Origin of the sequence: Pseudomonas sp. A214, from assembly GCF_900156295.1 — a bacterium.
Lineage (GTDB): Bacteria > Pseudomonadota > Gammaproteobacteria > Pseudomonadales > Pseudomonadaceae > Aquipseudomonas > Aquipseudomonas rhizophila.
This window is the reverse complement of sequence record NZ_LT707062.1, coordinates 435,665-448,180: the sequence shown is the minus strand read 5'-3', so window position 1 is coordinate 448,180 and position 12,516 is coordinate 435,665. Positions and strand designations below refer to the sequence as shown.

The 12,516-nt window shown below is 60.2% G+C and carries 12 protein-coding genes; 6 read left to right on the top strand and 6 right to left on the bottom strand.

What is annotated here, in order from left to right:
• Positions 1–130: 130 nt before the first annotated feature.
• From ppx to BW979_RS01955, 5 genes are all read right to left on the bottom strand, one after another.
• On the bottom strand, positions 131–1,633 hold the full coding sequence (gene ppx / locus BW979_RS01975) for an exopolyphosphatase (RefSeq protein ID WP_047226101.1): 1,503 nt from the start codon (positions 1,631–1,633) through the stop codon (positions 131–133).
• 177 nt (positions 1,634–1,810) lie between these two features.
• Positions 1,811–2,548, bottom strand: coding sequence for an amino acid ABC transporter ATP-binding protein (locus BW979_RS01970; RefSeq protein ID WP_076383066.1), 738 nt, complete (start codon positions 2,546–2,548; stop codon positions 1,811–1,813).
• Positions 2,535–3,185 (bottom strand): amino acid ABC transporter permease, encoded by a 651-nt coding sequence (locus BW979_RS01965; RefSeq protein ID WP_076383065.1) that lies wholly within the window; start codon positions 3,183–3,185, stop codon positions 2,535–2,537. The genes BW979_RS01970 and BW979_RS01965 overlap by 14 nt, the downstream gene beginning before the upstream one ends.
• Positions 3,182–3,850, bottom strand: coding sequence for an amino acid ABC transporter permease (locus BW979_RS01960; RefSeq protein ID WP_047226098.1), 669 nt, complete (start codon positions 3,848–3,850; stop codon positions 3,182–3,184). Before BW979_RS01960 ends, BW979_RS01965 begins: the two co-directional genes overlap by 4 nt.
• Before the next feature lie 21 nt (positions 3,851–3,871).
• The gene (locus BW979_RS01955) at positions 3,872–4,657 is read right to left on the bottom strand and encodes a transporter substrate-binding domain-containing protein (protein ID WP_076383064.1); all 786 of its coding nucleotides are present in this window, start codon (positions 4,655–4,657) and stop codon (positions 3,872–3,874) included.
• A gap of 253 nt (positions 4,658–4,910) precedes the next feature.
• On the opposite strand from BW979_RS01955, the gene BW979_RS01950 reads away from it, so the two are divergent.
• The 6 genes from BW979_RS01950 (at position 4,911) to BW979_RS01925 (ending at position 11,139) form a co-directional block, all read left to right on the top strand.
• Positions 4,911–5,618: a FadR/GntR family transcriptional regulator gene (locus tag BW979_RS01950; RefSeq protein ID WP_047226096.1), complete on the top strand. Its 708-nt coding sequence runs from the start codon at positions 4,911–4,913 to the stop codon at positions 5,616–5,618.
• Positions 5,619–5,738: 120 nt separating this feature from the next.
• On the top strand, positions 5,739–6,068 hold the full coding sequence (trxA, locus tag BW979_RS01945) for a thioredoxin TrxA (protein ID WP_047226095.1): 330 nt from the start codon (positions 5,739–5,741) through the stop codon (positions 6,066–6,068).
• A 242-nt stretch (positions 6,069–6,310) separates the two neighbouring features.
• Entirely contained in the window at positions 6,311–7,570 is a 1,260-nt protein-coding gene (gene rho, locus BW979_RS01940; protein ID WP_025216061.1) for a transcription termination factor Rho, read from the top strand.
• 122 nt (positions 7,571–7,692) lie between these two features.
• Entirely contained in the window at positions 7,693–9,159 is a 1,467-nt protein-coding gene (gene ubiD, locus BW979_RS01935) for a 4-hydroxy-3-polyprenylbenzoate decarboxylase (protein ID WP_039590257.1), read from the top strand.
• Entirely contained in the window at positions 9,159–10,127 is a 969-nt protein-coding gene (locus BW979_RS01930; protein WP_076383063.1) for a CDP-6-deoxy-delta-3,4-glucoseen reductase, read from the top strand. Before ubiD ends, BW979_RS01930 begins: the two co-directional genes overlap by 1 nt.
• Before the next feature lie 343 nt (positions 10,128–10,470).
• On the top strand, positions 10,471–11,139 hold the full coding sequence (locus BW979_RS01925; RefSeq protein WP_076383062.1) for a gamma-glutamylcyclotransferase: 669 nt from the start codon (positions 10,471–10,473) through the stop codon (positions 11,137–11,139).
• Here BW979_RS01925 and glpT read toward each other — a convergent pair.
• Positions 11,115–12,464 carry a glycerol-3-phosphate transporter gene (gene glpT, locus BW979_RS01920; protein WP_047226091.1) on the bottom strand — a complete coding sequence of 450 codons (1,350 nt, stop codon included), beginning with the start codon at positions 12,462–12,464 and terminating at the stop codon, positions 11,115–11,117. The two genes, BW979_RS01925 and glpT, sit on opposite strands and share 25 nt — an antisense overlap.
• Between the last annotated feature and the right edge of the window lie 52 nt (positions 12,465–12,516).

The following is a 12,516-nucleotide window of genomic DNA, read 5'->3' as shown; positions in this document are numbered from 1 at the left end:
CTTAGCTTTTGTGGCGAGGGAGCTTGCTCCCGCTGGGCTGCAAAGCGGCCCTGAATTCTTGGGAGGGCTTCGCCCTCCCGCGGGAGCAAGCTCCCTCGCCACAGGGATTGCAGCTCACTCCAGTGAGCAATCAGTGGATGTTCAGCACAATCCCGACTCGGGTAAGCCATTCGGCTTCCTGGGCGAAGTCAGCCTGGGTCAGTTGGTTCTCTTCCAGCCAGCCTTCGGGAAACAGCACATCCAGTTGAGCTCCGTCGGCGCGCAGGACCACCTGGGGCATTTCCTGGGTACCGCGGATGTGGTGGAACAGGATCGCAAAGCGCAGCAGCACGCACAGACGAATCAGTTTGATGCCGTCATTGCCGAACTCGGCGAATTTATCCCTGGGAATATTGCGCCGGTGGCCACGCACCAATAGCGCGAGCATCTGCTGGTCTTCGCGGGAGAAGCCTGCCAGGTCCGAATGCTCGATCAGGTAGGCGCCGTGTTTGTGGTAGTGATAGTGGGCGATGTCCAGGCCCACCTCATGCACCTTGGCGGCCCAGCCCAGCAATTCGCGCCAGACCCCGTCGTTCAGATCCCAGTCGTCGGCCACTTGGTCGAAGGCGTGCAGCGCCTTGCGTTCGACCCGTGCGGCCTGTTCCTGATCGACGTGGTAACGCTCCATGAGCGAGCCCAGGGTGCGCTCACGGACGTCTTCATGGTGATGGCGCCCGAGTAGGTCATAGAGCACGCCTTCGCGCAGGGCGCCCTCGCAGTGGTCCATGCGTTGCAGTTCCAGAGCGTCGAAAATTGCTTCGAGGATCGCCAGGCCCGCCGGGAAAATCGCCCGGCGGTCAGGCTTGATGCCTTCGAAATCGATTTTGTCCGAGTCGCCGAGCTTGAACAGCCTGCGCTTGAGCCAAGCCAGGCCTTCGGCGTTGACCTCGCCAGTGCCATGGCCGCCGGCCTTGAGGGCCAGGCCAATGGCGCGAATGGTGCCCGAGGAGCCAATGGCTTCATCCCAGGTCAGGCGGTGCAGGGCATGTTCGATGCTCATGATTTCCAGACGAGCCGCCGTATAGGCCTGGGCGTAGCGCGCCGGGGTGATCTTGCCGTCGCGGAAATAACGCTGGGTGTAGCTGACGCAACCCATTTGCAGGCTTTCGCGCAGCAGCGGCTCGAAGCGCTGGCCAATGATGAATTCGGTACTGCCGCCACCGATGTCCGCCACTAGGCGTTTGCCCGGTGTGTCTGCCAGCGTATGGGAGACACCGAGGTAAATCAGACGGGCTTCTTCACGCCCGGAAATGACTTCCACCGGATGGCCGAGGATCTCTTCGGCGCGGTGGATGAATTCGCCGCGGTTGCGCGCCTCGCGCAATGCGTTGGTGCCCACGATCCGTACCGCGCCCAGGGGCATGCCGTTGATCAGTTGGGCGAACCGCTTGAGGCAATCGAGCCCGCGCTGGATGGATTCTTCGCTCAGCTGGCGCTCTTCGTCGATGCCGGCGGCCAGTTGGACCTTCTCGCCGAGCCGCTCAAGAATTCGGATTTCCCCGTTCTGGGCCTTGGCGACGACCATGTGGAAGCTGTTGGAGCCCAGGTCTATGGCTGCGATCAGGGACAGATTCTTGGCTTGGGATGGCGGCATGGTCAAAAAGTCTCGGTCGATAACCTTGCCATCCTGCCACGATCAACCGCTTACGCCAACGCAAAGGCGACCGCTTCGCGTCAATCGCGAGCAGGCTCGCTCCCACAAGTGACCGAGTCGCGATCGAAGTGGGTGCGAGCCTGCTCGCGATGAGGCCAGAAACGGCGCAGCAGAACCTCAGGTCGCCGACTCGACCGTCCCGATAAAATTCGCCAGTTCCACCGTCTGCGGATCGGCGAACAGCACCTTGGGGTCCCCCGTCTCATGCACCTTGCCCTGGTGCATGAACACCAGCTTGTCCCCTACTTCACGGGCGAAGCGCATCTCGTGGGTGACCATGATCAGGGTCATGCCGTCCTTGGCCAGCTGTCGCACCACGCCGAGCACTTCATTGACCAGTTCCGGGTCCAGGGCGGAGGTGATTTCGTCGCACAGCAGTACTTTTGGCGACATCGCCAGGGCGCGGGCGATGGCGACCCTCTGTTGCTGGCCGCCGGACAGGCGGTCCGGAAAGGCGTCGAATTTCTCCCCGAGTCCGACTCGCTCCAGCATCTGGCGTGCCAATTCAGCCGCTTTGGCCTTGGGTACTTTTTGAACAACCTGCGGCGCGAGCATCACGTTCTCACCGACGGTCAGGTGCGGGAACAGGTTGAATTGCTGGAACACCATCCCGACTTTCTGTCGCAGGCTGCGCAGATCGGCGCGGCTGGCGTCGAGGTATTCGCCGTCGACTTCAATCACGCCGTCGTTGATCGACTCCAAACCATTGAGGGTGCGCAAGAGGGTGGATTTGCCCGAACCGCTGCGACCGATGATTGCCACGACCTGGCCTTCCTCGACGCTCAGGTCGATGCCTTTAAGCACGTGGTGATCGCCGTAGTATTTATGCAGGGCGGAAATTCTAAGCAGAGGCATGCAGTCTCCTTTCCAGGTAGCGCGCACTGAGGGACAAGGGGTAGCAAAGCAGGAAGTAACCGAGGGCCACCAGGCCGTACACCATGAACGGCTCGAACGTGGCGTTGGCGAGCATGCCGCCGGTCTTGGTCAGTTCGGTAAAGCCAATGATCGAGGTCACTGCCGTGCCCTTGACCACTTGCACCGAAAACCCCACGGTCGGCGCCACGGCGATGCGCAAGGCCTGGGGCAGGATCACGTAGCGCAACTGCTCCAGCGGGTTGAGGGCCAGGCTCGCCGAGGCTTCCCACTGGCCGTTGGATATCGCGTCGACGCAGCCACGCCAGATCTCCGCCAGATAGGCACTGGTAAACAGCGTCAAGGCAATTGCCGCTGCCATCCACGGCGAGATTTCCACCCCGGCCAGGGCGACGCCGAAGAACACCAGGAACAGCTGCATCAACAGCGGTGTGCCCTGGAACAGCTCGATGTAGGTGCGAGCAATATTACGAGGCAGGGCGCTTTTGGAAATGCGCAGCACCATCACCAGCAAGCCGATCACGCCGCCCCCGATAAACGCCACCAGCGACAATGCCAGGGTCCATTGCAGGCCCGTGAGCAGGTTGCGCACCACGTCCCAGAAAGTGAAATCGCTCATTGGCTGCTCCTGGCAATGTAGCGGCGCCCCACCCAGTTCAGGAACTGGCGGATCAACAGCGCCATGCACAAGTAGATCAGCGTGGTCAGTGCATAGGTTTCGAACGCGCGGAAATTACGGGACTGAATGAAGTTGGCGGCAAAGCTCAGCTCTTCAGTGGCGATCTGCGAGCAGACCGCCGAGCCGAGCATCACGATGATGATCTGGCTGCTCAGGGCCGGCCAGACCTTGCCCAGCGCCGGCAGCAGCACCACATGACGAAAGGCTTCGAAACGGCTCATTGCCAGAGCCGCGGCGGCTTCCAGCTGCCCACGCGGAATGGCCTGGATGCCGGCGCGGATGATCTCGGTGGAGTAGGCGCCGAGGTTGATCACCATTGCCAGTACCGCTGCCTGCCATTCGGATATCTGCAAGCCCAGGGACGGCAGGCCGAAGAAAATGAAAAACAGCTGCACCAGGAATGGCGTGTTGCGGATCAGCTCCACGTACACGCCGAAGATCGCCGAGAACGGACGAATATGCCACGCCCGCACCACGGCACCGACGATGCCCAGGCCAACCCCGAGCAGCGCGCCGATGGCCGTCAACTCCAAGGTGAACAAGGCACCGCGCAACAGCAGCTCGGTGTTCTGCACCACCGGCATAAAATCGAACTGATAAGCCATGCTCAACCTCTCAGGCGACGGTCAGAGATCGGCCGGCAGCGGCTGCTTGAGCCAGGTCTGGGAGTTTTTCTCCAGGCTGCCATCGGTCTTGGCAGTGGCCAGGATCTGGTTGACCTTGTCCAGCAGCGCCGGCTCGTTCTTGTTCACGCCCACATACACTGGCGAATCCTTGAGTTTTACTTTCAGCGCCGGGACGCGCTTGGGGTTGCGTTCGCTGATTGCGACCATGACCACGTTGCCGCTGGCGATCAGGTCCACCTGACCGGCCAGGTAGGCGGCGATGGTCGAGTTGTTGTCTTCAAAGCGTTTGATCGTGGCGCCTTGGGGAGCGACCTTGGTCAGCTCGATGTCTTCGATGGCGCCGCGGGTGACGCTGATGGTCTTGCCCTTGAGGTCGTCCAGGCCATTGATGGCGGCGTCGGGCGGGCCGAATACCGCGAGGTAGAACGGCGCGTAGGCGCTGGAGAAGTCGATGACTTTTTCACGCTCGGGGTTCTTGCCCAGGCTGGAGATCACCAGGTCAACCTTGCCGGTGGTCAGGAACGGAATGCGGTTGGTGCTGTTGACGGGGGTCAGTTCAAGCTTGACCTTGAGCTGATCGGCCAGCAGTTGCGCGGTGTCGATGTCCAGGCCGCGCGGCTTCATGTCCGGGCCTACCGAGCCGAACGGCGGGAAGTCCTGGGGGACTGCGACTTTGAGGGTGCCACGCTTGACCACGTCTTCCAGGCCGTCCGCTTGAGCGGGCAGATGAGTGAGCATCAGGCTGGCGAACAGGGCGGTAAGCAGGGCGCTGTAACGCTTGATCATGGCGAATCTCCGCATCGGTGATGTGATTTCTGCGTTCGGACAGAGCACAGGCCATGCCAAGCTGGTTTTTAATCTGCCAAAGCCACGGTTTTACTGGCGGAATGAGGTCTTACTGGTCTGAACAGTTGCGCCGCGTTTCGCACCGTTATCGAGCGTTGGTATTTGCCGCCGAACCCAAGTGGAGCACGACTTGCCGGGCGCGGCGTTTAGCTTTACAACTGGTCGCTCACTGGCCCGGTTCGTCTGAAAAACCATGAATTCCATCTCTCGCGCAGTGCCCGAAGTGGCGCTGCAAGCCATCCGTAAACTGATCGTCGATGAAGGCTTCGCTCCCGGGGATGCGCTGCCGTCGCAGCGGGACCTGGCGTTGCAACTGGGGGTGAGTCGCGCCTCGCTGCGTGAAGCGCTTTCATCGTTGAGTGCGCTGGGCGTCATCAGCGTACAGCCGGGCAAGGGTGTGTTCGTGCAGTCGTCGGTGGAGGTTTCGCGCAGCGAACTGGCCCCGGGCTGGCCGTTCGCGGCCCAGGCTTCGCCGGTGGATATCTTCCAGTTGCGTTATGCCCTGGAGGGTTTCGCGGCCGGGTTGGCGGCGGTGACGTTGAGCGCCGATGAACTCGACACATTGGAGGACAACGTCGAGGCCATGCGTCGGGAGCTCAAGGCAGGGGATTTCGACGCAGCGGCGCGGCTGGATTTCGAGTTCCATCGGCGCATCCTGCAGGCCAGCGGCAACCAGGCGATGCTGAGTATTCTCACCGCCAGCGCCGACATCTTCCTGGAGAGCCAGAAACTGCCGTTCATCAGGGCGGAGCGGGCGATGGAGACCTGGCAGGAGCATCGCAAGATCCTTCGGGCCCTGGCCCGTCGCGCTTCGGGTGGCGCGCAAAAAGCCATGCAGGAACACGTACGTAACGCCGCACTGCGCACCGGAATTTCCTTCGTGGCCCCGGCTGCCCCATGACGGGCGTCATACCTAAATACATCAGACACCATAGCGAGACTCAATCAACTGCGGCTTCCTGAACCCGGTAAGGGCAGCTATGATGGGCCACGTTTTTTTGCTGACAATCCCGGAGATTCCATGAGCAGCGATCTGATCAAACATGTTAGCGACGCTAGCTTCGAGGCTGACGTACTCAAGGCCGAAGGCGCGGTACTGGTCGACTATTGGGCTGAGTGGTGCGGTCCATGCAAAATGATCGCCCCGGTCCTGGACGAAATCGCTGACACCTACGCTGGCAAGCTGACCATTGCCAAGCTCAATATCGACGAGAATCAGGAAACCCCGCCCAAGTATGGCGTGCGTGGTATCCCGACGCTGATGCTGTTCAAGAACGGTAATGTCGAAGCCACCAAGGTTGGCGCACTGTCGAAGTCGCAACTGGCTGCTTTCATCGACGCCAACATCTAAGCGCCGAATGCTGTTGAAAAAGCCCCGCTAATCGCGGGGCTTTTTTCGTTACTCGGGGCTAGACGCTCGCAAACCCAGGTGTTACATTCGGCCCCGCACTGGTTTCTCCTTTGCCCCCTGCAAGCCGTCGCCGACGCACTCCTTTCGAATAAGTACGCGATCCTGTCGCCTTCTCCGCGGCGCGGCCTCATTAAGCCAAAAGCTTAATTTCCCCCCTCCATAAATGATTACGTCATTCCTATATGAATCTGACTGAACTCAAGCAAAAGCCGATTACCGAACTGCTCGAATTGGCCGAACAGATGGGCATAGAAAATATGGCCCGTTCGCGCAAGCAGGACGTGATTTTCTCCCTGCTCAAAAAGCACGCGAAAAGCGGCGAGGAAATCTCCGGTGATGGCGTGCTGGAGATTCTCCAGGACGGCTTCGGCTTTCTCCGCTCCGCAGACGCTTCCTATCTTGCCGGCCCAGACGATATCTACGTCTCGCCGAGCCAGATCCGTCGTTTCAACTTGCGCACCGGTGACACCATCGTTGGCAAGATCCGCCCTCCGAAGGAAGGCGAGCGTTACTTCGCGCTGCTCAAGGTCGACACGATCAACTTCGATCGTCCGGAAAACGCGAAGAACAAGATTCTCTTCGAGAACCTGACCCCGCTGTTCCCGACCGTGCGCATGAAGATGGAAGCCGGTAACGGTTCCACTGAAGACCTCACCGGCCGGGTCATCGACCTGTGCGCACCTATCGGCAAGGGCCAGCGCGGTCTGATCGTGGCGCCGCCGAAAGCGGGCAAGACGATCATGCTGCAGAACATCGCGGCCAATATCGCTCGTAACAACCCTGAAGTTCATCTGATCGTGCTGCTGATCGACGAGCGTCCGGAAGAAGTGACCGAGATGCAGCGCACCGTGCGCGGCGAAGTGGTTGCCTCGACGTTCGACGAGCCGCCGACCCGCCACGTGCAGGTTGCCGAAATGGTGATCGAGAAGGCCAAGCGCCTGGTCGAACACAAGAAAGACGTGGTGATCCTGCTGGACTCCATCACCCGCCTGGCCCGTGCCTACAACACCGTGATCCCGAGCTCCGGCAAGGTGCTGACCGGTGGTGTCGATGCCCACGCCCTGGAGAAACCGAAACGTTTCTTCGGCGCCGCGCGCAACATCGAAGAAGGCGGCTCGCTGACCATCATCGCCACCGCGCTGGTTGAAACCGGCTCGAAGATGGACGAAGTGATCTACGAGGAATTCAAAGGCACCGGTAACATGGAACTGCCTCTGGATCGCAAGATCGCTGAAAAGCGCGTCTTCCCGGCCATTAATATCAACCGTTCCGGCACCCGCCGCGAAGAGTTGCTGACCGCCGACGACGAGCTGCAGCGTATGTGGATCCTGCGCAAGCTCCTGCATCCTATGGATGAAGTCGCTGCCATCGAGTTTTTGGTCGACAAGTTGAAGCAGACCAAGACCAACGATGAGTTCTTCCTGTCGATGAAGCGCAAGTAATCGATCAGGCAGGGCAGCAAAGCCGGGGAAACCCGGCTTTTTGCTATCCGTGCATTCACTATTTTGAACGGGCGGCGTTAAACTCGGGCCCCCGAACGCCACGGCTACCATGAGGCTTTTGCATGCAGTATCGCGACTTGCGCGACTTTATCAGCGGTCTGGAACAGCGCGGCGAACTCAAGCGCATCCAGGTGCCGGTGTCCCCCGTACTGGAAATGACCGAGGTCTGCGACCGTACGCTGCGAGCCAAAGGCCCGGCGCTGTTGTTTGAAAACCCGACCGGTTATGACATCCCGGTGCTGGGCAACCTGTTCGGCACGCCGGAGCGCGTGGCCTTGGGCATGGGCGCCGAAGCCGTCAGCGAATTGCGCGAGATCGGCAAGCTGCTGGCGTTTCTCAAGGAGCCTGAGCCGCCCAAAGGCCTGAAGGATGCGTGGTCCAAGCTGCCGATCTTCCGCAAGATCATTTCCATGGCGCCGAAAGTCGTCAAGGACGCCATCTGCCAGGAAGTGGTGATCGAAGGCGACGATGTCGACCTGGCAATGTTGCCGGTGCAGACCTGCTGGCCGGGCGACGTGGGGCCGCTGATTACCTGGGGCCTGACCGTCACCAAAGGTCCGAACAAGGACCGTCAGAACCTCGGTATCTACCGTCAGCAGGTCATTGGCCGGAACAAGGTCATCATGCGCTGGCTGAGCCACCGTGGCGGTGCACTGGATTACCGGGAATGGTGTGAAAAACATCCTGGGCAACCGTTTCCGGTGTCCGTGGCCCTCGGCGCGGACCCGGCGACCATTCTCGGCGCTGTCACGCCAGTGCCTGACAGCCTCTCCGAATATGCTTTCGCCGGGCTGTTGCGTGGCAACCGCACCGAACTGGTGAAATGCCGCGGCAACGACCTGCAAGTGCCGGCCACTGCCGAGATTATTCTTGAAGGCGTGATCCATCCCGGCGAAATGGCCGATGAAGGTCCGTACGGCGACCACACCGGCTACTACAATGAAGTCGACAGCTTTCCGGTGTTCACCGTCGAGCGCATTACGCATCGGATCAAGCCGATTTACCACAGTACCTACACTGGCCGTCCGCCTGATGAGCCGGCCATTCTCGGGGTGGCTCTGAACGAAGTGTTCGTGCCGATCCTGCAGAAGCAATTTCCCGAGATCACCGACTTCTACCTGCCGCCGGAAGGCTGCTCTTACCGCATGGCCGTGGTGACCATGAAGAAGTCGTACCCGGGGCATGCCAAGCGGGTCATGCTGGGGGTCTGGTCGTTTTTGCGACAGTTCATGTACACCAAGTTCGTTATTGTCACTGACGACGATATCAACGCACGAGACTGGAACGACGTGATCTGGGCCATCACCACGCGCATGGACCCCAAGCGTGACACGGTGATGATCGAGAATACGCCGATCGATTACCTCGACTTTGCCTCGCCGGTGTCCGGCCTGGGGTCGAAGATGGGACTCGATGCCACGCACAAATGGCCCGGTGAAACCACCCGTGAGTGGGGCCGGGTGATCGTCAAGGATGAAGCCGTTACCCAACGGATCGATGCCATCTGGAATCAGTTAGGAATAGATTGATGCGTGTAACCTTGCAGCCTTCCGGGGCGGTGTTGGATATCCGGCCCGCCGAGCGGATTCTCGATGGCGCGCGACGCCTGGGCTACGAGTGCCCGCAAAGCTGCCGCAATGGCAACTGCCATGTCTGTGGTGCGCTGTTAGTGGAAGGCCGCGTGGAGCAGGCGGGTGAAGTGCGCGATCACGGTGAGATTTTCACCTGCATTGCCGAGCCCCTGGAGGACTGCGTGGTGCTCTGGGATGGCGTGCTGTCACCGGGCGAGTTGCCGGTGCGCAGCCTGGCGTGCCAGGTCACTGAATGCGCCGATGTGGGCGGTGATGTCTGGCGAGTACGCTTGCGCGCGCCGGCGGGCAAGCCGCCGCGCTATCACGCGGGGCAGTACCTGATGATCGAGCGGGAAAATGGCGAGAAATCGGCGTTTTCCCTGGCCTCGGCGCCGCATTCGGGGCGCGAGCTGCAATTGCACGTATTAGTGCGCGAAAACAGTGCGCAGACATTGTTGGAGCAACTTCAGCGTAACCCCAATGTGCGCATCGAAATGCCCTTTGGCGACACCCATTTGTCCGAGTTGCCGGAGGGCCCACTGGTGTTGATTGCCGCCGGTACCGGCATGGCGCAGATGCACAGCCTGATCGAACATTGCCGCGCAGCGGGTTTCAAGCACCCGGTGCATCTGTATTGGGGTGTGCGGCGTCCGGAAGATTTCTATGAAATCGAGCATTGGGATGAGTGGAAAAAACTGCCGAACCTGTATCTGCACAAAGTCGTCAGCGACCTGTGCGGCTGGACAGGTCGTTGCGGGATGCTTCACGAAGCTGTGTGCGAGGACATCAGCAATCTCAAGGATGTGCATGTCTACGCCAGCGGTTCGCCGGCCATGATCTATGCCACGCTCGATGCTTTGGTAGAAGCCGGAATGGACGCCCACCAAATGCGCGCCGACGTGTTTGCCTATGCGCCGCGCTCTTGAGCCGAGCTCTTGAGCGGCTCTTGAGCGGCTCTTGAAGCTTGATTGAGGTCTGTTTTTTGTAGCGAGAGGATTTCAGCTTTGTGGGAGCAAAGCTTGCTCGCGAAACAGGCACCTCGGTCTCTGAAAGACAGCATCGCTTTCATCGCGGGCGAGCCTTGCTCCCACAGGGTCATATACCTGGCGATATATCGATTCGATATTTAGTACGCACACTAGATGTCGTTAAGGTATATGCCTGAGTTTCAGGCATTCATGGCATCCAACTTGCCTTGATTCTGATCAGCGTCAGTGTCATGACGGCGCTACCAACTTCCGACCCGCGAGGAGCCAACTGCTACCGGCCATGACCGCTATCGAATCCGCCTTTACCAGCGCCCCATACCCGCCACGCCTCGACCTGGGGCCGCAGCTGACCCATGAGCAGCTGCGCACGTCGATGCAATCGACCATGAGTCTGCACCAGGGCGGGCCTGTGTGGTTGTTCGCTTATGGTTCGTTGATCTGGCGGCCGGAATGCACGGCGGTGGAACGGGTGCGCGGCCGCGTCCATGGTTATCATCGCGGTTTGTATTTGTGGTCTCACGAACACCGTGGCACCCCCGAATTGCCGGGGCTGGTGTTTGGACTGGATCGCGGCGGTTCGTGCAGCGGTTTTGCCTATCGATTGCCGCAGGACAATCTTGAGGATTCGCTGTTCGCCCTGTGGCAGCGCGAGATGCCGTTCCCGTCCTATCGTCCGCACTGGCTCAGTTGCCGTCTCGAAGATGGCAGTCGGGTGCAGGCCTTGGGGTTTGTGCTGGAGCGGCACCTGCCCAGCTATGCCGGCAACTTGCCGGATCATGTGCTGAGCCAGGTGTTCGAAAGCGCCTGTGGGCGCTATGGCACCACTCGCGATTATGTCGAGCAGACCATCCACGCCCTGCGCAGCCACGCCATGCCAGACCGGAATCTGGAGGCGCGGCTCAAACGCTGTAAATCAGCCCTGGATCAGGCCACCGCTTCGCGGCTCTGACTGGCGATTTGCTTGTGCCACAAGGTTGGCGCGAGGAACGCCATCGCCAGCAGGCAAGCACCCACCAGCAATACAAAACCACCGTTCCAGCCGAAATGGTCCACCGTGTAGCCCATGGCAGCACTGGCCGCGACCGAGCCGCCCAGGTAGCCAAACAGCCCGGTGAAACCTGCGGCGGTACCAGCGGCCTTTTTCGGCGCCAGTTCCAGAGCCTGCAAACCGATCAGCATCACCGGGCCGTAGATCAGAAAGCCAATCGAAACCAGGGCGATCATGTCCACGGTCGGGTTGCCGGCCGGGTTCAGCCAGTACACCAGTGTCGCCACGGTCACCAGCGCCATGAACACCATGCCCGTCAGGCCCCGGTTGCCGCGGAAGATTTTGTCCGACATCCAGCCGCACAGTAACGTGCCGGGGATGCCTGCCCACTCATACAAAAAGTACGCCCAGGAGGTTTTATCCACCGTGAAGCCTTTGGCTTCCTTGAGGTAGGTGGGCGCCCAGTCCAGCACGCCGTAGCGCAGCAGGTAAACAAAGACGTTTGCCATGGCGATGTACCAGAGCATTTTGTTGCGCAGCACGTACTTGACGAAGATTTCCTTGGCGCTGAACTCGTTCTCGTGACTGGCGTCGTAGCCTTCCGGGTAATCGTTCTTGTATTTTTCGATCGGCGGCAGGCCTACCGATTGCGGGGTGTCGCGCATGGTCGCGAAGGCAAACAGCGCCACCAGTAGCGCCACGGCCGCCGGTACATAAAACGCCGCATGCCAGTCATTGAACCAGCCCATCCCCAGCAGGAACAACGGCCCAATCAAGCCACCGCCGACGTTATGCGCCACGTTCCAGACGGACACCACACCGCCGCGTTCTTTCTGCGACCACCAGTGCACCATGGTCCGGCCACTGGGTGGCCAACCCATGCCCTGGGCCCAGCCATTGATGAACAACAGGATGAACATCATGGTTACGCTGGATGTTGCCCAAGGCGCGAAACCGAAAATGAACATCACCCCCGCCGAGACCAGCAAACCGAATGGCAGGAAATAGCGCGGGTTGGAACGGTCGGACACCAGGCCCATCAGGAACTTCGAAAGCCCGTAGGCGATGGCAATGGCCGACATGGCCAGGCCCAACTGACCCCGGGTGTAGCCCTCGTCGATCAGGTATGGCATGGCCAGGGAGAAGTTTTTGCGCAGCAGGTAATAACCGGCGTAGCCGATGAAGATGCCGGCGAAAATCTGCCAGCGAAGGCGTCGGTAGGTGCTGTCTATTTTTTCTTCAGGCAGGGGCGCCTGATGTACGGCAGGACGAAAGAAAGCAAACATTCAAGGGCTCCAGATTCTTGTTATGACTGCGGATGCGAATGTTACAGTTTCG